This is a genomic window from Micromonospora sp. NPDC048830 (assembly GCF_043198215.1).
In the GTDB taxonomy this organism is placed as follows: Bacteria; Actinomycetota; Actinomycetes; order Mycobacteriales; family Micromonosporaceae; genus Micromonospora.
Window position 1 is genome coordinate 62,850 of the sequence record NZ_JBICUP010000012.1, and the last position, 18,742, is coordinate 81,591.

Annotated in this window: 19 protein-coding genes and 1 pseudogene; 7 read left to right on the forward strand and 13 right to left on the reverse strand. The window is 73.1% G+C overall.

The annotated features are described in order from the left end of the window. Positions 1 to 37 precede the first annotated feature (37 nt). The 4 genes from ACGFIZ_RS13220 to ACGFIZ_RS13235 all read right to left on the reverse strand — a co-directional run bounded on the left by ACGFIZ_RS13220 (position 38) and on the right by ACGFIZ_RS13235 (position 5,525). On the reverse strand, positions 38 to 2,368 hold the full coding sequence (locus ACGFIZ_RS13220) for an FxsB family cyclophane-forming radical SAM/SPASM peptide maturase (RefSeq protein ID WP_393418880.1): 2,331 nt from the start codon (positions 2,366 to 2,368) through the stop codon (positions 38 to 40). After that, positions 2,340 to 2,597: an FXSXX-COOH protein gene (locus ACGFIZ_RS13225; protein WP_393418882.1), complete on the reverse strand. Its 258-nt coding sequence runs from the start codon at positions 2,595 to 2,597 to the stop codon at positions 2,340 to 2,342. The genes ACGFIZ_RS13220 and ACGFIZ_RS13225 overlap by 29 nt, the downstream gene beginning before the upstream one ends. A 54-nt stretch (positions 2,598 to 2,651) precedes the next feature. Beyond that, positions 2,652 to 3,551 carry a DUF4231 domain-containing protein gene (locus tag ACGFIZ_RS13230; protein ID WP_393418884.1) on the reverse strand — a complete coding sequence of 300 codons (900 nt, stop codon included), beginning with the start codon at positions 3,549 to 3,551 and terminating at the stop codon, positions 2,652 to 2,654. 111 nt (positions 3,552 to 3,662) lie between these two features. After that, on the reverse strand, positions 3,663 to 5,525 hold the full coding sequence (locus ACGFIZ_RS13235) for a transketolase (RefSeq protein ID WP_393419033.1): 1,863 nt from the start codon (positions 5,523 to 5,525) through the stop codon (positions 3,663 to 3,665). Positions 5,526 to 5,683: 158 nt separating this feature from the next. Here ACGFIZ_RS13235 and ACGFIZ_RS13240 point away from each other — a divergent pair, with 158 nt between their 5' ends. Beyond that, positions 5,684 to 6,085 carry a DUF2267 domain-containing protein gene (locus tag ACGFIZ_RS13240; RefSeq protein WP_393418886.1) on the forward strand — a complete coding sequence of 134 codons (402 nt, stop codon included), beginning with the start codon at positions 5,684 to 5,686 and terminating at the stop codon, positions 6,083 to 6,085. A 7-nt stretch (positions 6,086 to 6,092) separates the two neighbouring features. Beyond that, entirely contained in the window at positions 6,093 to 6,527 is a 435-nt protein-coding gene (locus ACGFIZ_RS13245; RefSeq protein ID WP_393418888.1) for a TIGR03668 family PPOX class F420-dependent oxidoreductase, read from the forward strand. A gap of 51 nt (positions 6,528 to 6,578) precedes the next feature. Here ACGFIZ_RS13245 and ACGFIZ_RS13250 read toward each other — a convergent pair whose 3' ends face one another. The 6 genes and pseudogenes from ACGFIZ_RS13250 to ACGFIZ_RS13275 form a co-directional block, all read right to left on the reverse strand. After that, complete coding sequence (locus ACGFIZ_RS13250; protein WP_393418890.1) at positions 6,579 to 7,490, reverse strand: TIGR03619 family F420-dependent LLM class oxidoreductase; 912 nt, start codon at positions 7,488 to 7,490, stop codon at positions 6,579 to 6,581. A 184-nt stretch (positions 7,491 to 7,674) separates the two neighbouring features. Further along, the gene (locus ACGFIZ_RS13255; protein WP_393418892.1) at positions 7,675 to 8,991 is read right to left on the reverse strand and encodes a low temperature requirement protein A; all 1,317 of its coding nucleotides are present in this window, start codon (positions 8,989 to 8,991) and stop codon (positions 7,675 to 7,677) included. 128 nt (positions 8,992 to 9,119) lie between these two features. Continuing rightward, entirely contained in the window at positions 9,120 to 9,926 is an 807-nt protein-coding gene (locus ACGFIZ_RS13260) for a Rossmann-like domain-containing protein (protein WP_393418894.1), read from the reverse strand. A gap of 32 nt (positions 9,927 to 9,958) precedes the next feature. Further along, entirely contained in the window at positions 9,959 to 10,534 is a 576-nt protein-coding gene (locus ACGFIZ_RS13265; RefSeq protein WP_393419035.1) for a radical SAM protein, read from the reverse strand. Positions 10,535 to 10,659: 125 nt separating this feature from the next. Continuing rightward, positions 10,660 to 12,714, reverse strand: a complete 2,055-nt coding sequence (locus tag ACGFIZ_RS13270) for a cytochrome P450 (RefSeq protein WP_393418896.1) — start codon at positions 12,712 to 12,714, stop codon at positions 10,660 to 10,662. Positions 12,715 to 12,760: 46 nt separating this feature from the next. Further along, a pseudogene (locus ACGFIZ_RS13275) lies at positions 12,761 to 13,273 on the reverse strand (condensation domain-containing protein); the annotation flags it as partial. 206 nt (positions 13,274 to 13,479) lie between these two features. On the opposite strand from ACGFIZ_RS13275, the gene ACGFIZ_RS13280 reads away from it, so the two are divergent. Both ACGFIZ_RS13280 and ACGFIZ_RS13285 read left to right on the forward strand, forming a co-directional pair. Then, positions 13,480 to 13,986 carry a helix-turn-helix domain-containing protein gene (locus ACGFIZ_RS13280; protein ID WP_393418898.1) on the forward strand — a complete coding sequence of 169 codons (507 nt, stop codon included), beginning with the start codon at positions 13,480 to 13,482 and terminating at the stop codon, positions 13,984 to 13,986. Beyond that, entirely contained in the window at positions 13,973 to 14,590 is a 618-nt protein-coding gene (locus ACGFIZ_RS13285) for an ATP-dependent Clp protease proteolytic subunit (protein WP_393418900.1), read from the forward strand. The genes ACGFIZ_RS13280 and ACGFIZ_RS13285 overlap by 14 nt, the downstream gene beginning before the upstream one ends. A gap of 70 nt (positions 14,591 to 14,660) precedes the next feature. On the opposite strand, the gene ACGFIZ_RS13290 is transcribed toward ACGFIZ_RS13285, so the two are convergent. After that, the gene (locus tag ACGFIZ_RS13290; RefSeq protein ID WP_393418902.1) at positions 14,661 to 14,972 is read right to left on the reverse strand and encodes a hypothetical protein; all 312 of its coding nucleotides are present in this window, start codon (positions 14,970 to 14,972) and stop codon (positions 14,661 to 14,663) included. On the opposite strand from ACGFIZ_RS13290, the gene ACGFIZ_RS13295 reads away from it, so the two are divergent. After that, positions 14,971 to 15,369 carry an aminotransferase class I/II-fold pyridoxal phosphate-dependent enzyme gene (locus ACGFIZ_RS13295; RefSeq protein WP_393418904.1) on the forward strand — a complete coding sequence of 133 codons (399 nt, stop codon included), beginning with the start codon at positions 14,971 to 14,973 and terminating at the stop codon, positions 15,367 to 15,369. The two genes, ACGFIZ_RS13290 and ACGFIZ_RS13295, sit on opposite strands and share 2 nt — an antisense overlap. A gap of 769 nt (positions 15,370 to 16,138) precedes the next feature. Here the strand turns inward: ACGFIZ_RS13295 and ACGFIZ_RS13300 are convergent. Next, entirely contained in the window at positions 16,139 to 16,612 is a 474-nt protein-coding gene (locus ACGFIZ_RS13300) for a molybdenum cofactor biosysynthesis protein (protein ID WP_393418906.1), read from the reverse strand. A gap of 486 nt (positions 16,613 to 17,098) precedes the next feature. Between ACGFIZ_RS13300 and ACGFIZ_RS13305 the strand changes: the two genes are divergently transcribed. Further along, positions 17,099 to 17,599, forward strand: coding sequence for a hypothetical protein (locus ACGFIZ_RS13305; protein WP_393418908.1), 501 nt, complete (start codon positions 17,099 to 17,101; stop codon positions 17,597 to 17,599). 251 nt (positions 17,600 to 17,850) lie between these two features. Beyond that, positions 17,851 to 18,468, forward strand: a complete 618-nt coding sequence (locus ACGFIZ_RS13310) for a class I SAM-dependent methyltransferase (protein WP_393418910.1) — start codon at positions 17,851 to 17,853, stop codon at positions 18,466 to 18,468. Positions 18,469 to 18,486: 18 nt separating this feature from the next. Here the strand turns inward: ACGFIZ_RS13310 and ACGFIZ_RS13315 are convergent, their stop codons facing one another. Beyond that, entirely contained in the window at positions 18,487 to 18,687 is a 201-nt protein-coding gene (locus ACGFIZ_RS13315) for a LuxR C-terminal-related transcriptional regulator (RefSeq protein ID WP_393418912.1), read from the reverse strand. Positions 18,688 to 18,742 lie beyond the last annotated feature (55 nt).

Consider the following 18,742-nt stretch of genomic DNA (forward strand, 5'->3'; position numbering starts at 1 on the left):
TGCCCGACCCGCGGCGGACGCCGGGCGGGGCGGGCGGTCACGGCCACCCGTCCACCGTGGCCCGCATGCGGCGCACGAACCGCTCGCCCGCCTCGGTCAGCGCGCCGAGGTCGAGCAGCGCGTCGATCGCCCCTGTCGTCCAGTCCCGGTAGCGGCGGTAGGTGACCAGCGCGGCCCGGCCCGGCCGCCGCCGCCACACGTCGGCGACCGCGAGGTGCGCGTAGACCCCGTGCAGGGCGCCCTCCACCGGGCGTGGGTCGTCGCGCCAGGGCACCCGCAGCATCCGGGGGTCGGCCGGGTCGAACAGGTCGCAGACGTCGAGCACCGCGCCCAGTTTCAGATGCTGCACCTCGTGCACGAGCAGGACCGCGAGCGCCGCGTCGTCGGCCGCCGGAGTGACGGCGACCGCGCCGAACGCCGACCGGGCGGCAGCGCTACGGGACCGGCCGGTCGGGTCCGGACGCAGCGGCACCACGGCCCGCAGCAGCGTACGGACCCCGGCGGAGTAGTCCTCGGCCTCGGTGTCGACGCGCCGGACCGCCCGCCGCACCTGGGCGGCCCACCGCTCGGCCGCCTCGGGGGCGAGCCGGCCGGTCGGCGGCAGGCCGAAGCAGTCCCGGTACGGGTCGGTGTCCTCCAGCAGGATGTCCCGCCCTCCGGGGCGGACCCGTCGCACCGGCCGCCACCCGTCCGGGTTCTCCGGCTCGTCCGGCCGGATCCGGACCGACCGTCCCCCGGCCCGCGCCTCGACCTCGCCCCGCGACACGGACAGCGTGGCGGTGTCCGCGTCGGTGTCGAGGGCGAGCACGCCGAGGGTCGGCAGGTGGACCAGGCCGGCGCGGGCCGGGACGGCGAGCTCCGCGTCGGCGCGGGCGTGGACCGCGGCGGCGGCGGCGACGCACGCGAGGTGGGGCAGGTGGTCGGCCGCCTCGGCCCGGCACTGCTGCGCCCAGCGCCGGACGAAGGGATGGCTGAGCACGGTGTGCACCGCGTCGGGGGCGGCGACGTCGAGGTCGACGAGCAGGTCCCAGCCGGCCGCCGCGAGCGGGTCGCCGGCCGCCTCGGGGCTGAGCGCGACCACCAGCGCGCGGGTCACGCCGAGGTGGATCGAGGCGAGGTGGCCCACGGACTCGCCGGTGCCCTGGCCTGCGCCGAGGTCGTCGAGGACGACGGGGCTCAGCGCGTCGGCCGGCCCGGACGGCGCCTCGGCGGCCGGGGCCGGGGCCGGGGCCGTCTCCCGGACGAGCGCGGCGAGGTCGGCGCAGTAGACCGACGGGTTGTCGAAGCCGCTGCCCGAGCGGTACCGGTGGGTGTAGAGGCCGCCACCGCAGCCCTCGACCACCGGGCACGCCCGGCAGGTGTCGCACAGGCCGGTCAGGCCGGACTGCCGGACGGCGATGCCGGGGTGGGCCGCGGCGTCGTCCACGCGGTGCCGGAAGACGTCCAGGCCGGTGGCGGCGGCGCCGTGGTAGGCCGACTTGAGGGAGTCGACCTGTTCGAAGCTGCCGTCGGTCTCGATCACGACCAGGTCGGCGGGGCCCAGCCCGACCGCCTCCGTCCCGCTGACGCCGCCGGCCGCGGTGGCGAGCAGGGACTCCAGCACCCGGACCGGCACCGGACGGCCGTCCTCCAGCCAGCGCCGGTGGATCGCGAGCAGCCAGTCGGCGTACGGCGTGGCGGCGCCGTCCGGGCGGACCGGGGGCCGGTCCCAGTTGTGGTGCGGCAGGAGGAAGTCGACGCGCGGCGGCTGCTCGGCAAGCAGTGCCTCATACACCCGGATCGGGTCGTTGGCGAGGTCGACGGTGCACAGGATGCCGGCGTAGACGCCGCGGTACGCGGGACGGCGCAGCAGCGCCAGGGCCCGCAGCACCTGGGCGTGGCTGCTCGCGCCGTCGACGTGCCGGCGGTGCCGGTCGTTGGCGGCGCGGTCGCCGTCGAGGGAGATCCCGACCTTGACGTCGTGGGCGACGAGCACGTCGCAGACCGCCGGGGTGAGCAGCAGGCCGTTGGACTGCATGCGCAGGTCGAGTCGGGCGACCGGGCCGATGACGCGGCGCAGGGTGGCGGCGGTCCGGTCGAGCCGGGCGGCCCCCGCGAGCAGGGGCTCCCCGCCGTGCAGCACCACCCGGACCGTGCCGAGCCCGTGCGCCGCGGCGTGCTCCCCGATACGGCGCGCGGCGGCCTCCACCGTGGCGGACGTCATCACCCGCGGCTGGTGCCGCCACGACTGGTCGGGGTGCTCGTAGACGTAGCAGTGGTCGCAGGCCAGATCGCAGCGGCTGGTGAGCTTGAGGACGTACTGGCTCAGTGGGGCGACGGGCGCGGCCGGCGCGGCGGGATCAGATCGAGGAGGCGAAGGCTGCGACATCGACCCGGGCAGGGCGCTCCGCCCTCCGGTCGTCCACGCGGGCCACGGCGCGGGCCCGGTCGAGCGGGATGCGGCCGAGCGGCGTGTGCCGGACGTCGCCGAGCGGGGCAGGGGTCGCGGTCGGATCGAGTTGACGTGCGGTGGTGTCCACGTCGAGTCCTCCATGTGGGTCGAAGATGGACAGATCCCCGAGTGCCACCGCCTCCGGCACCTCGGCGGCCGTGATCACGGTGACAGTCGACAAAAAGGTTATCGACGATCCTATATGGTGCGATGGGTGATGTCACGGCTGCGCCGCGCCATCCTCCTCGATCATCCTCGCCATCCAGCCCGCGTTGGACAGTGCGATGATCCGCTCGGCCTCGGCCACGAACGCGTCGTCGTCGGTCCAGCCCTGTCCCGCCTCGCGGGTGAGGCACAGCCGGGTCAGCTGGTCGGCCGCGCGGGCGTACTCGATCTGCTGCTGCTCGTACCGCTGGGCGGCGCCGTAGCCCGTCAGCGCCGTGGTCACGGCCGCCGCCACGCCCACCCACGCGCTCAGGCCGAGACCGTCACCGAGCACGCCGACGGTCGCCGAGAGCAGGGCCGCGACGATCGTCAGGGCGGTCGCCGCGTACCCGGTCCGCGCCGCCGCCCGGCCCGCCCGCCGCGCCGCCGGGAGGAGGTAGTCGTCGACCTGGCGCCGCACCCGCTCGGCGAGGTAGGTCGGCACGTCCGAGACCGGCGGCAGGGGCCGCTGGACCGGCGTGCGGTCGAGCGTGTGCCCGACCAGGTCGCCGGCGTCGTCCATGAGCCGGTCGAACCGGCGCAGCAGGACGGCGTCCCGGTCCGCGTCGGCGAACGGCGCCGTGCCCGCGAGGTACCCGTACACCTCGGCCTTCACCGCCTCGGAGGCCGATCGGAGCCTGGTCCACCCGCGGACGGCGGCGGGCGAGGCCGACCGCGCCAGCAGCGGCACCAGCAGCAGCGCCGCGGCCGCGACGATCGCCAGCGCCCGGCCGACGGCCGGGGCGACACCGGCGAGCCGCGCCGCCGCCGTGCCGGCGACGGCCGCGACGACGGTGAGCGCGGCGACGCCCCGGCGCGCCCAGGTGATCCGGTGCTTCGCGGCCTCGGCTGCCTGCGACCAGAAGCCCTGCTGCCGCCACACCCGGGACACGACCGGCGCATCGAAGTCCGCCACGCCCCGCATCGTAGGCGGGCCGCGCATCCCTGCGGGCTCGCACCCCCACGCGCGCAGTTCCTCGGAACGCCGCGCGCCGGGGGCCGCGGGCCGGCCGAACCCGGCCCGGCGTCAGGTCAGGGCGCGCGCCGCCGCGACGATCGCGTCCACCCCGATCCCGGCCTGGTCCATCAGCTGGGTGGGCGTCCCCGAGGTCGGCAGCCCACGTACCGCCAGGTGCCTCACCCGCACCGGCTCGGGAAGGTCGGCCAGCGCCTCCAGGACGGCCGAGCCCAGGCCACCCTCCGGGTAGTGGTCCTCGACGACCACCAGCCGGCCGCCGGTGTCGCGGACGGCGGCGAGCACCCGGTCGGCGTCCAGGGGCTTGACCGAGTACGCGTCGATCACCCGGGCGGCGATCCCCTCCCCCGCCAACTCCTCGGCCGCGCCGAGGCAGTTGTGCACGGTCACCCCGGCGCCGATCAGCGCCACCCGGTCGTCGGACCCGCCGCGCAGCAGCTTGCTGCCCCCCACCGGGAAGGTCTCGTCGTTGTCGTAGAGCACGGGGTGCCCGCCCCGGGTCGTGCGCAGGTAGTTGACGCCCTTCCGGTCGACCATCTCGGCGACCAGCGCGGCGCAGGACACCGCGTCGCTGGGGTAGAGGACCGTCGACCCCTGGACGGCGCGCATCGCGGCCAGGTCCTCCAGCCCCATCTGCGAGGGCCCGTCCGCACCGATCTCCACCCCGGCGTGCGACCCCGACAGGGCGATGTCGGCCCCGGAGACGCCGGCCATCCGGACGAAGTCGTAGGCGCGGGAGAGGAACGCGGCGAACGTCGAGGCGAATGGGCGGTAGCCGCGCACCTGCAGCCCGACCGCCGCGGCGACCAACTGCTGCTCGGAGATGAACATCTCGAAGTACCGGTCGGCGTGGGCCTCGGCGAACCGGTCGGCGCGGGTGGAGTCGCTGACCTCGCCGTCGAGGGCCACCACGTCCGGGCGTACGCCCAGCGCGCGCAGCGCGTCGCCGTACGCGTTGCGGGTGGCCACCTTCGCTCCCCTGTCGTACCGGGGCAGTTCGGGCCGCCGGCCCGCCGGCCGGGCGGGTGCGGGCGGGACCGGCTCGGGCCGCGGCCCGTCGACGCGGATCCGGCGCACCCCGCCGAGGGCCGCCACGGCCTGCTCGGCCGCGTCGGGCTTGAGCGGCTTGCCGTGCCAGCCCGGCTTGTTCTCGACCTCGGGCACCCCCTTGCCCTTGACCGTCCGGGCCAGCACCACCGTCGGGCCCGTCGCCCGGCGGGCGCGGCCGAACGCGTCGTCGATCGCGGCGAGGTCGTGCCCGTCGATCACGATCGCCTGGCAGCCGAACGCCTCGACCCGCCGCCGGTAGGTGTCCAGGTCCCATTCCAGCTCGGTCGGCCCCCGCTGCCCGAACCGGTTCACGTCGACGATCGCCGTGAGGTTGCGCAGCCCGTAGTGCCCGGCCTTGTCCAGCGCCTCCCAGATGGAGCCCTCGGCCGTCTCGCTGTCGCCGCACAGCACCCACACGTGGAACGGCAGGCGATCGAGGTACTGGCCGGCCAGCGCGATCCCGACGCCGACCGGCAGGCCCTGACCGAGCGACCCGGTGGCGACGTCGACCCAGGGCAGCGCCGGGGTGGGATGCCCCTGCAGGCGCGACCCGAACTGCCGGTACGTGTCGACCAGTTCCTGGTCGGTGATCGCGCCCACCGCCTTGAAGACCGAGTACAGCAGCGGCGAGGCGTGGCCCTTGGAGAAGACGAGGTGGTCGTTGCCCCGGTGACACGCGTCCGCCCAGTCGTAGCGCAGGTGCCGGGAGATCAGCACCGCGAGCAGGTCGGCGGCGGACAGGCTGGAGGTCGGATGCCCGGAGCCGGCCCGGGTGCTGCAGCGGATCGCGTCGACCCGCAGCTGGGCGGCGAGTTCGCGGAGCTGGGTGAGCTGCTCCTCGCCCAGGGTCCGCTCTGCTTCCATCGTCACCGGCATCGCCTCCGGCACCCACCGTAGCGAGGGAAACCCCTGCCCTGTCCCGTATCCACCGATCTGCCGGCCACGGGGGTGCGGGCGGCGCCGTTTGGGGCAGCGGGGCGCGGGTAGACGGGCGCACCCAGCCCGACGAGGAGGCCCCACAGGTGAACAGCGAGGACTTCATCGGCTCGGTGGCGAAACGGGCACGGACGTCGGCGGAGCAGGCGGCGGACATCACCCGGGCCACCCTGACGACCCTGGCGGAACGCATCGACGGCGGCGAGGCCCGCGACCTCGCCGACCAACTGCCCGAGGACCTGCGGGGCTACGCGTTCGCGGCCACCGAGACCGCCGAGAAGTTCGGCCGCGACGTGTTCGTGGAACGGGTCAGCGGGCGCGCCGGCGTCGACGTGCCGCTGGCGGAGGCCGGCGTGCGCGCGGTGTTCGACACCCTCCGCGAGGCCGTCACCCCCGGCCAGTACTCCGACGCGGTCGCCCAACTCCCGTCGAAGCTCTGGGACCTGATCAACCCGTCGGCGCCGTACGTGGAACGCAGCAGCGGTTAGCGCGGTCGTGACCGGCGACGCGACGCGGGACCGGGTCGCCTCGGCCCGGGTGGCCCGCCTGGCCACCGTCGGGGCCGACGGCCGCCCCCACCTGGTGGCGGTGTGCTTCGCCCTGCTCGGCGACGTCGCCTACCACGCCGTGGACCACAAGCCCAAGCGCCACCGGCGGCTGCGCCGGCTGGAGAACATCCGCGCGACGGGGCAGGCGTGCCTGCTCGTCGACTGCTACGACGAGGACTGGTCGACGCTGTGGTGGGTCCGGCTCGACGGGCACGGCCGGGTGGTGGACGACCCGGCGGAGGAGGACGCGGCCCGCGCGGCGCTGGTCGCCAAGTACCCGCAGTACGCCGACCGGCCGCCGGACGGGCCGGTCGTCGCGGTCGCAATCACCCGCTGGTCGGCGTGGTCGGCGACCGAGGGCGCGCCCGGCCAGCCCGGCTGACCGCGCGGGCCGCTGTCGGCGCGCTCGCCCTTCCGCCCGCGGGTGCCCGGGTCAGCGGCCCGGAGCGAGGGCGTCGAGCACCTCGTCGGCCCGGCGCAACGACTCGTACGGGTCCGCCCGGGGCGAGCCGATCTCCGGATCGAAGTTCAGGTCGACGAACAGCTCGGTGATCCCCGCCTCGGCCAGCCTGCCGAGGTCCGACCGGATCTGCCCCAGCGTGCCGGTCAGCGGCTCACGGTCGGCGGGGCCCGCCGGGCGGACCCGGACGGCGCCCCGGCAGACGAAGCGCAGCGCGGCCGGGTCCCGACCCGCGTCGTCGGCGGCGGCCCGGACCGTCGCGACCGCCGCCCCGATGCCCCGCAGGTCGGCCTGGCTGCCGCTGACCCAGCCGTCGGCGAGCCGACCCGCCCGGCGCAGCGCGCCGGGCGCATGCCCGCCGAGCAGGATCGGCGGGTGCGGGCGCTGCACCGGCTTCGGCTGCATCCGCGTCGGCGGGACCTGGTAGAACTCCCCCCGGTGCGCCGCGACCTCGTCCCGCCACAGGGCGCGCAGCACGGCCAGGAACTCCTCGGCCCGCCGGCCCCGCCGGTGCCGGCTCGCGCCCGTGGCCTGGTACTCCTCCTCCGCCCAGCCCAGGCCGAGCCCGACGTCGAGCCGCCCGCCGGCGAGGACGTCCAGCGTCGCGGCCTGCTTGGCCAGCACCACCGGGGACAGGAACGGCATGTCGAGCACCGCGACGCCGAGCCGGATCCGCCCGGTGTGGGCCGCCAGGAACGCCAGCGTGGTCAGCGGGTCCTGCACGCTGTGGTACGTCTCGCTCCAACCGAGGTCGGCGGGCACCAGCAGCCGCTGGAACGTCCACAGCGAGTGGTACCCGAGCTGCTCGGCCCGGCGGGCGACGTGCACCATGTTCTCCGGCGTGGCCCACGAGCCGGACACGGGCGGGGCGAATCCAACCTGCACACCGGCACCGTACCCAGTTCCCTCGGGTTCCAACGCCGCGTCGGACAGGCCGCCAGGCAGCCCCGGCCGGTTCGCGCAGGACGGCGTCGCTGTCACTTCCCATGGCGGGCACGCTAACGTCCGCCCCGGACAATCTGCTCCCAGTGGTGGGCGTGGCACGCGAGGTGAACACGCCCAAGGGCAATCACCCGTACGGTTCGCGTCTCCACTCGGTCTCGCGGGCCTCGTGGGCGGCCCGCTCCCGCCTGACGGCGTCGTGCAGCGCGTGCCGGGACTGCCGCAGGACGACGAGTTCGGTGGACAGGAGCGCCAGGCAGACCGCGGTGAGGACGGCCACGGCCGCCAGGGCCGGCAGGCGGACGGCGACGGGGGTCAGCCCCAGCACGAGCACGATGGTGATCAGTCGGGTCCAGAGCAGCGTGCCGAGGACGCGTAGCTGGAAGCCGACGAGCCCGAGCAGGTAGAGCGCCACGCCGCCGTAGCCGAGCGCCACGCCGGAGCCGGGCAGCGGTGCGCGGAGATCGACCCCCAGGGTTCCGAGGTGGTGGAGCACGGGTTTGGCGCCGAGGGCCAGGGTGATCAGCCCGGCGATCATGGGTAGGTGCAGGTAGATGTAGCCGTCCCGGGCGAGCGCCACCCGGGCGGTGCCGTGGGTGCCGTGCATGGTGTGCAGCGCGGCCGGTCCGACGAGGTCGAAGTAGGCCCACCAGAGCGTGGCGATGACGGTGATGCCGAGCATCGCCGTCACGACGGTGAGCCAGGTGATCGCCTGGCCGGTCAGCTCGCTGCCCACGCCGATGGAGATGATGCTCTCGCCGAACGCGACGATGACGATCAGCTCGAACCGTTCGACCCAGTGGCCGGCCGAGGCGACCGCCCAGCCCCACAGCCCGATGCGCAGGCCCGTGCCGTACTCGACGGCCACGGCCAGGATCCAGAGGGAGAACCGGACGGCGTTCTCGTACCTCCCTTCGACGTGCTCGGGCAGGTACGCGGCGAGCACCAGCAGCGCCGTGGCCACGCTCATCGACGCGGACAGGCGCCGCAGTTGCCGCCGCAGCGGCGGGTCGCCGCGGGCGGTGTACCAGTGCAGCACCAGGTGCACCGACCGGACGGCGAAGTAGCCCACGGCGAAGATCAACGGGCCGTACAGCCCGCCCGGCTGATCCTCGAACGCGTGCGGGACGGCCAGGGCGATCACGAAGACCGCGGCCATCGCGCCGAACATCGCCGGCGGGGCGATGCCCTCGCCGAGCCGGACCCGGTTCGCGACGACCGTGTGCGCGCACCAGGACCACCACAGCAGCGCGAGCATCAACAGCCCCTGCAGCAGCCCGCCGGCGTTGAGTTCCCGCGCGGCGGTGTTCGTGACCGAGAAGAACGCGTAGACGAAGACGAGGTCGAAGAACAGCTCCAGCCTGTCGACCCGGGCGCCGGGCGCCACCCGGTGCACCAGCGGATCGTCCGGGGACCGCTGCGATCGCCGACGTCGCTGACCCACCCCGCATGTCTAGCAGGACGGGTGCCGGGTCGGCGGCGCAACCGGGCATTCGGCGGGCTACGCGCGGTGCCACGGCAGAGTCGGGTGGCGCCGGCCGGTCGCCGCCACCACCGGACTGCCGGCCGCCGTCAGCGGCGGTAGATCTCCAGGGTCGACGGGCCCTGGAAGAGGTACTGTGGCTGCGGCTCGCTGATCACCGTGTCGATGCCGAAGGTACGGCAGTACTCCTCGGCGAAGTGGCAGCCGGTCACCGCGAAGACGACCAGCTTCGTCCCGTGCTCGTGCGCCGCGGAGACCAGTTCGCCGAGGGTCTGGCTGGCCAGGGTCTCGCCGCAGACGAGGGCGACGTCGCTCTCGGCGACGAGCCGGGGGCTCTCGTCGCCGGAGACCACCGGGACGCCCAGGATGCCGTTGGCGATCAGGTCGGGGTCGAAGTCGCTGGCGGTCAGGTCGACGTCCTCGCCGCGCAGGTGGTGGATGAGGTTGCCCATCACCCCGATCTGCGCGACCCGCCGGCCGCCGTGGGCGAGCAGCCGCATCGTCTCCCCCACGATCAGCTCGGCCCGGCGCAGCGCCTTCTGCTCGGGCCAGCCGTCGATGACGTGCGTCTCGGCCGGCCGCCGCGGCAGCGCGCCGAAGGCCGCGTCCAGGATGGCGATGTCCTCCTCGACGCTGAGGCCACGCACCTCCCGGGCGTCCTGACCGATCAGCGCGTCGGTCCAGGGGCCGATCCGCACCGAGCCGAAGTCGGCGTACGAGCAGCCCTGACGGACGGTCTGCGCCATGACGAAGCTGTAGACCATGAACCGCTCGTACACGGTCGGCTGGGAGCGGTGGTCGACGCGCCAGAGGCTGCGGATGGCGAAGTCCTCGTCGGGCACGGATCGTCCCCGTTCGGCGACGATGGCGCGCAGGTCGTCCAGGATGGAGTCCATGCGGGGGTCCTTTCTCGGCGGGGCCGGTCTTCCTAGGCTCCGGTCGGGGCGGCGTACATCTCGTCGGCGGCTGCCGAGTTGCGCTGCGATCCCCATCTCTTCTCCGTCATCTGGTGGATGTGCCAGATGTCGGCTTCGTCGAGCTGGCGGGAGACGACGCCGGGGAACGCCTCCTCGAAGAAGGTGTACGGGGGGCGGTTCTCCACCTTCGGGGAGTGGTAGTCGAGTTGGTCGGCGACGCCGTGCATCCGGGTGATGGCCGTCGCCGGATGGTAGGTGAGGATGTTGGGGCTGGCCAGTACGAGCAGCCCGTCGTCGATGAGCCGCCCCACTCCCTCGATGGTCTCGGCGATGCTGGCCTGGTCCTCGCCGTGCAGCCCGAACAGGACGGAGCTGCCGACGGGGATGCCGGCGTCGCGGATGCGTTCCAGGGCGGTGCGGACCTTGTTCTCCCAGGGGAAGCCCTCGACCCGCCGGACGTTCTTGTGCACGTTGTCCACGACCTGCGCCGAGAGGCTCTCGATGCCCATGTAGACGTACGTGCAGCCGGCCTCGCGCATGAGCGTCAGGATCTCCCGGACGTCGGACTCCTTGTGCAGGGTCGTCATCAGGTCGGCGGTGACCTGGCAGCCGAACTGCAGTTGCCGCAGGCGGGCGAGCGCGTCGTCGGTGGTGATCCAGTGCCGGCACCGCTGCGGCAGGTCCTCGATCCGCTCGGCCGCCCGCGTCCGCGTCAGCGCGGTGCAGAACGCGCCGATGTTGGGGAAGTTGCCGCTCCAGAAGATCGAGTCGTCGAAGAAGACGGCCTCCGCGCCGTAGCTGACGTACTCGCAGACCCGTTCGAGCGCGGCGGCGGCCGGGTCGCGGCCGAAGCGGCGCAGGCCGCCGGAGGCACGGCGAGGGAGAGGTTCGGGAAGCGTTCGAGGAGGCGGGCGATGCCGACCTGGCCCTCCATGCGGGCCAGCGGCGCGCCGATGCAGTAGTGCACCCCGTGGCCGAACGCGAGGTGCCCCTCGATCTGGCGGTGGATGTCGAAGGTGTCCGGGTCGGCGTAGCGTTCCGGGTCGCGGTTGGCGAGGGTGAGGTTGACCAGGACGAACGAGTCGGCCGGGATGGTGACGTCGCGCAGCTCGACCGGGCCGGTGGTGAAGCGCAGCATGCAGGCCACGACCGGGCCGTCGTAGCGCAGGTACGCCTCCAGGGCCTGCGGCAGCAGCTCCGGGTTGGCGCGGACCTCGGCGAGCTGGTCGGGGTGGCGCAGCAGGGTGAGCAGGCCGTTGCCGAGCAGGTTCATGGTGGTCTCGAACCCGGCCATGATCATGAGGTACGTCATGCCGACGAGTTCGGGGTCGCTGAGCTTGTCGTCGTTGTCCCGCGCCTGGATGAGCCCGGTGAGCAGGTCGTCGGCGGGGTGGGCCCGCTTGTGGGCGATGAGCTGTTCGAGGTACGCGGTCAGCTCCCCGGTCAGCTCCTCGGCCTCGGCCCAGGTGAGCGGGGTGCCCTGCCGCTCGCCCCACTCCCGGAACTTCTCCCGGTCCTCGGCGGGCACCCCGATCAGCTCGAAGATGATCATGAGGGGCAGCGGGAAGCAGAAGGCGGCCATCAGGTCGACCTGGTCCTGGTCGGCGATCTGGTCGAGGAGCTGGTCGGTGATCCGCTCGACCACCGGGCGCAGCCGCTCGACCCGGCGCATCGTGAACGCCTTGGCGATCAGCGCCCGCAGCCGGGTGTGGTCCGGCGGGTCGGCGTTGAGCGCGCGGTGCTGGCCCACGTCGAGCAGCGACGCTTCCCCGGTCCAGGCGTCCAGCTCGGCGTACGTGGTCTCCGCGCCGAACTGGTCGACCAGGGCGACCCGCTCCGGAGCGCGGGCGGTCTGCCCGGCGATCAGCCCGGGCAGGGTGGCCTGGTCGGGGAAGGGGGTGGCGGTGTCGTTGTGCGCGTGCAGCACGGTGTGCCGCTCGGCGTCGGAGAGCATGTCGATGGTCCGCAGGGGCGCGTCCGGCGCGGCGGCGGCCTGCTCGATGATCGCGCTCAGCTGCCCGGCCACGGCCGCGGGCGGCAGGTCGTCGTCGAAGACGTCGACGGCATACCCGACCTCGACGGCGACGTCGCTGACCTCGTCCATCTCGTTGACCAGCACGGCGAGGGTGTCCAGGTCGTGCGGCGGGTTCTGGGCCACCGTCCGGTAGCGCAGGCCGGGGATCTCCACCGGCGGCGACCAGCGCATGTACGACAGCGTCACGTCGAACAGCTGCGGGTGGCCGGCGCCGTGGCGGCGCAGGTCCCGCAGGAGCGAGCCGGGGGAGAAGCGCTCGTGCCGCTTGAGCGCCCGGGTGGCCGAGCGGACCTCGGCGACCACCTCGCGCATGGTCTTGTCGGGGTTGGGCGCGAGCCGCATCGGCAGCGTGTTGGCGAAGTGACCGACGACGTCCCGCTCGGTGGCGTCGAGCCGGTTGGCGACCGGCACGCCCAGGATGACCTCGTCGGCCCGGAGCACCCGGGAGAGGTAGAGGGAGATCGCCGCGGAGACGAATCCGAACGGGGATTCGCCCCGGGCCCGGATCCGGTCGATCACCTCCCGCCGGATCAGGAAGGTCTCGGTGACCGAACGCCGGGCCCCGTTCGGCGCGCGGCGGCCGAACAGCGCCGGTTCGGCCCCGTCGAGGTAGGTGCGGAAGAAGTCCCTGGCCGCCCCGTACTCGGGGCTGTCCGGGTAGCCGCGCTCCCGCTCGGCGTACGCGAGGTAGGAGGGCGGGTCCAGCGGCGCCGGCGCGCCGGTGCCCAGCACGTGTGCGTAGTCGGGTGCGGACCTGCCACATGTAGAGGTTGATCCCCCACGCGTCGGTGAGGATGTGGTGGTACTGCACGTAGGCGTAGGTGACCGTGTCGGTCTCGCGCAGGATGCGCAGCTGGATCAGCGGGCCCCGGCGCAGGTCGAACGGGTGGCGGAAGGACTCGCGCATCCACTCGGCGCAGGCCGCGGCCGGGTCCGGCGCGTCGCGCAGGTCGACCACCTCGACCTCGGGGGTCCACGCCTGGCGCCACTGGTACGGCTCCCCGTCGCGTTCGTCGAAGCGGAGCTGGAGGGCGTCGTTGCGCTCGACGGCCCGGACCAGGCAGTCGGCGAGCAGCGCCAGGTCGACCTCGCCGGTGTACCGGTCGTAGATGAAGCAGTTGAACTGGTTGAGTTCCGGAAAACGCGAGTGAGCCGCCCAGATGTCCTGTTGGTGGGCCGTCAGCGGAACAGGAAGCATGGCAGACAAAAATGGCTCCCAAGGTCGTTGGCCAGAATCCGGAATCGGCGGGCTGACGCCCCGCGCCGCCTGGATGTTGCAAGACTCGGCCATTCCGGGATTCCTATCCAGCGCACAGGGAACCTGGTCTTTCCGCGACCACGCTGGGCGTTACCAGGACGGGAAACCGATCGGACGGAACGGCAGGAGAAGGCATTCCATCGATCGAAGCGTGCTAGAGTGCGACCTGCCCGCGTGTGGCGCTCCGGCCGGCTACCGCAGCCGCCGGCCCATGACCTTCGGCGGAAGGGCGGAACGAGATGCCCCTGCTGCGCCAGGCCATCGGCACCGTCCTGCGCCGGATCCGGCTGGCCCAGGGGCGTACGCTCCGCGACGCGGCGGCGGCCGCGGACGTCTCCGTGCCGTACCTGTCCGAGGTGGAGTTGGGGCGTAAGGAGCTGTCCTCCGAGGTCCTGGCCGCGGTCTGCGGCGCTCTCGCGGTGACCCTCGACGACCTGCTCGACCAGGTCGGCGCGGAGGTGCGCCGCGGGGAGGCGGCGGCGCGGCGGCACCGTCCACCGCTGACGACCGGCCCGGCCGGGCGGACCGACCGCTCGGGCCCCGCCGGGCCCGCGGCGGCCGGCTCGCTGTCGGCGCGGCATCCGGACGCCGCGCCGCGCCGTCTCGGGCGCGGCGGCTTCTGCTGTCAGCAGATCTCCCGTCAGCAGAACCTGTTGGGAATTGGTTTCGACGTACGGCAACATGACGTTCGGGAAACCAGCAGTGACGCGACGAATGAGAAGGCAGGGGTTCATGACCGGGCTTGACTACCAGATGCGGGCCGAGCAGCAGCAGTCGTCCTTCGGCGACCAGGTGTTCAACCGGCTCCTCCAGGAACGAATCATTTTCCTGGGCACCCAGGTCGACGACGCGTCCGCCAACACCATTTGCGCCCAGATGCTGCTGCTCGCCGCGGCGGACGCCGAGCGCGACATCCACCTCTACATCAACTCGCCGGGCGGCTCGATCAGCGCCGGCATGGCGATCTACGACACCATGCAGTACATCAAGAACGACGTGGCCACGATCGCGATGGGCTTCGCCGGCTCGATGGCGCAGTTCCTGCTCTGCTGCGGCACCCCGGGCAAGCGGTACTCGCTGCCCCACACCCGGATCATGATGCACCAGCTCTCCGGCGGCATCGGCGGCACGGCCGCCGACGTCGCGATCCAGGCGGAGAACATGCTCTACGTCAAGCGGACCACGATCGAGCGCATCGCCTTCCACACCGGGCGCACCTACGAGGAGATCGAGCGCGACTCCGACCGTGACCGCTGGTTCACGGCGGAGGAGGCGAAGGAGTACGGGATGATCGACCACGTCATCTCCAACGCCGCGCAGATCGGCACCAACAACGGCAGCCTCGTCTGACCCGACCGTCGGGTTCGGGCCGGCCCTTCCCGTGGCCGGCCCGAGCCGACGATCCCACCGGCGGCGTCTCTCAGCATGACGTGACCAGCCGCGCCGGCGCGGTCCACCCGTCCTCGTCCGCGGCCAGAGCGCTCTCGTCGGCCGGCAGAAAGTACGTGATGTTCAAGGAGCCGTGCGCCTCCTGCAACACCACCGCCTGCATGTCGACGACGCCCCGCTCGGGGTGACGGGCGGTGTAGCGGCGGGTCGAGCCGGTGGTGACGTGGTGCTCGTCCCACAGCCGGCGGAAGAGCGGGCTCACCTCGCGCAGCACGCCGACCAGCTCGGTCAGCCGCGGCTCACCGAGCCAGTTCGCCGTCTCCACCCGGAACCGGGCCACCATGCACGCGGCGTTCTCGGCCCAGTTGACGATCTTCTCCCGCGCCTCGGGCGCGGCGGTCCGGGCGATCCGCGACGACCTGCAACAGCGCCGTGACCTGCTGACCGGCGCGCTGGCGCGGGGCGGCATCCCCACCCTGCCCTGCCCGGCCACCTACTTCGTCCAGCTCGACGCCGCCGTCCTCGGCGGCACCGACGGCGCGGCGCTGAGCCGGGACCTGATCCACGCCGCCGGGGTCGCCGTGATTCCCAGCGTCGCCTTCTACGACGACCCGGACGCCGGCCGTTCCCTGGTGCGGCTGGCGATCTGCAAGTCGCCGGAGACGCTGCGCGCGGCCGCGGACCGGCTGGTGCGGTACCGGGCCGGACTGTCCATCCCCGACTCCCCGAGGACGCAATGAGCGAGACCACCGGCCTGGGCGGCCCGGCGGCCCGCCGCGCGGTTGCCGCCTTCCGCCTGACCGGATGCCCGGTGTCGCTTCATTCCCCTCGCGTCGAACCCCAGCGCCACGGGTCGGGATCCTTGACCCGGTCGACGTCGACCCGCGCGTACTCCCTGGACTGCATTCCGGGCCACATTTCGGGCCCCCCTGCCGCGTCGGTCGCGATCGCCAGTGCGGGGCGGCTCCGATTGATCAGTTTTGCGAAAAGAGAGCTGTCCATTGCCTTTCTCTGCCCTTCACTCGGCCCGCGGCGGTGACCGGCCCGTGGCGAGGAACGACGACCCGAGCCGTAGGAGTAACTCCTGCTCAGGGCATGGGCGGGAGCAGCGTCTGGCTGGCTCGAACGCATCTGGTCGCCGGCGCGGGCGCGGAGGTCGACACGGCGCGGAACTGTTCCGGCGGCGGCATCGTGGCTACGCCGGAAGCGTTGACTATTCGAGCTGGACTTTCTTCACAGGAAGATATGTCTCACACACGGTCAGCCCTCAGTCTCCTGTCCGACCAGACTCCAGACGATCCGCGAGGGCCGACTTTAACATGCACGTTCATCTCCGTCCACATGCTACGGCACGCCATCGACCAATGGCAAAGCGTCGATGCGTTACATTCTTGGTCGGCGATGTCCGCGCATCTGTCACACCTGGTTTCGCGCCGACGGGAACGCCCGGGGCGTGGTCGTCACCGGCAGCGGAGGCAGCCGCCGAACATCGCCGGACGGCGCCCACGGTCAGCGAAGGACGGCGACCTCGACCGGGCCCACCCGCAGCGTGCCGTCGGTCAGCGGCGCGCACCGGATCCCGCCACGGCGGCGCAACGCCTTCCAGGTGCCCGGGCCGACGGCGACGTCCATCCAGGCGCAGGGCGGGGCGGCCCGGTGCACCCGCAGGCTGACCGGCCCCTGCCCCGAGTCGAGGACCAGCACCGACCCGACCAGTTCGTCCACGGCGATGCCGACGGTCAGGACGTTGCGCCGCACCTGCGTCAGGTCGGCGCCGGGTGGCAGGGACTCGCACGCGATCAGCGTGATGCTCGCGTCGCGGTGCGCCGGCCGGCCGAAGTAGCGGTCGCCGACGATGCCCAACCCGGCGCGGATCTCGACCTCCTCGACGAGCTCGTCGGGCGGCGCGGGGGCCGGACCGTCGGCCGGCCGGCCCTCGTAGCGGTGCACGGGCGAGGCCAGCAACTGGACGATCTCGGGCACGGCTGCGATTCTACGGCCGGCCCCCCGACCCGGATCCGCGGAAGGTCGCGCCGGCCTCCGTCGGCCCGGCGTCCACGATCGGGTACGCCGCGGGGATGCCACCAGGTGGCAAGCGAGGCAGCGTTAGCTGCCTTGGGCGCTGTGGTTGTCCGTTGGCGTGAGGGAATGGGCGGCGTCGGAGGGCGTTTCGTGTGTCGCCGTTCGGCGTCGGTATGCGGCCGGCTTGTCGGGTCGGGTGGTCCAACATGGTCGGTGAGTCGCTGGCTTCGGCCGTCAGGGTTGGGTAGTTTGTCGTCTGTGTCGGCGTCTGGTGGGGGGTCAGCGCGCCGATCTGAGCCGTCGGGTCGTCCGCGTCATTGGATGGGTGACGGGGCAGGATCTGCTGGTGCCCGCCGGGCGGTCGAGGCCGCCGCTGCGGGTGACGTATCGTGAGGACGGTTCAGGCGTACCGGTTCGCGTTGGACCTTAACTGCCGGGCAGGAGCGGATGGTTCTCGCGCATGCGGGAGCGGCTCGTGTCGCCTACAACTGGGCGCTTGCCCGGGTCAAAGCCGTCATGGACCAGCGGGCCGCCGAGCGCACCTACGGTGTGCCCGATGACCAGCTCACCCCGACGGTGTCGTGGTCGCTTCCGGCGCTACGCAAAGCGTGGAACACGGCGAAAGCCGACGTGGCGCCGTGGTGGGCGGAGTGCTCGAAGGAAGCGTTCAACACCGGTCTGGACGCCCTCGCCCGCGGGTTGAACAACTGGGCCGATTCCCGAACCGGTAGACGGGCCGGACGACCGGCCGGTTTCCCGCGGTTGAAGGCTCGTCGCCGGACGACACCGTCCGTGCGGTTCACCACCGGCGCCATCCGTGTCGCACCGGACCGTAAACACGTCGTGTTGCCGCGGCTCGGTCGTCTGAAGCTGCACGAGTCGGCTCGTAAACTCGCCCGCCGCGTGGAGGCCGGCACCGACGCATCTCGCGGTGTTGTCCACCGGTGAGTGTGTGCCGAACCCGCGCCACCTGCACCGTGCGCAGCGGGTCCTGCGCAGGCTGGGTCGTGGCCTGTCCCGCACGGCAGGCCCGGACCGGCGCGCGGAGCACGGCCGTCGAGGCGGTGGCACCGAGCGCAGGCCCGACTCGGACGCGCGCACGCCCGGGTGGCGCCTCCGGCCGCACTGGACGCGGGGACGCAGTGGGATGTGACGGGCAGGATGGAGCTGTTCCGCCGCCGCCTCGCAGAAAGGGCCTCATGAGCACCGACGAGAGCCAGCGCCGTTACTGGGACCGGCAGGCCCCCAGCTACGACCAGAAAATGAGCTTCTTCGAGCGTCGCCTCCTGCGCGACACCCGACCCTGGATCTGCGGACAGGCCGGGGGCGACACCCTGGAGGTCGCGATCGGGACGGGGCTGAACCTGCCCTTCTACCCCCGTGCCGTACGGCTCACCGGCGTCGAGCTCAGTCCCGTCATGCTCGACCTCGCCCGGCGACGGGCGGCCGCCCTCGGCCGGCAGGTGGACCTGAGGCTCGGCACCGCCCACAGCCTGGACTTCCCGGACGGCAGCTTCGACCGGGTCGTCTGCACGCTGTCGCTGTGCGCGATTCCCGACGACGAACGCGCGGTGGCGGAGATGATCCGGGTGCTGCGCCCCGGCGGTCTGCTCCTGCTCGCCGATCACGTCGTCGGCGCCACCTGGCCCGTGCGGGTCCTCCAACGGCTCGTCGAGCTCTTCAGCGTCCCCTGCGCGGGCGAGCACTTCCGGCGCCGCCCGCTCCGGCACGTGCGGGCCGGCGGGATGGTCGTCGAACGACACGAGCGGTTCGCCCGCGGGGTGATCGAAAGGTTCGCCGCCCGCAAGCCCGGGTGATGCCGCACCGGGACCGGATCAGACCCAGCCGCGCCGGCTGGCCTCGACGCCCGCGTGGAACCTGGACTTGGCGTTGAGGGCGGTCAGCACGTCCTGGACGCGGTGCCGGACGGTGCGGGTCGTCGTGCTCATCTGTCGGGCGATCGCCTCGTCCTTGAGCCCCGCCGCCAGCAACTTGAGCACCTGGAGGCCCTGCCCCTCGAGCGTGATCGACTCCATGTCGAGGGGCGGCCTGGGGGGTGCTGTCGCGTTCCACGGCTCGTTCTCCACTTCG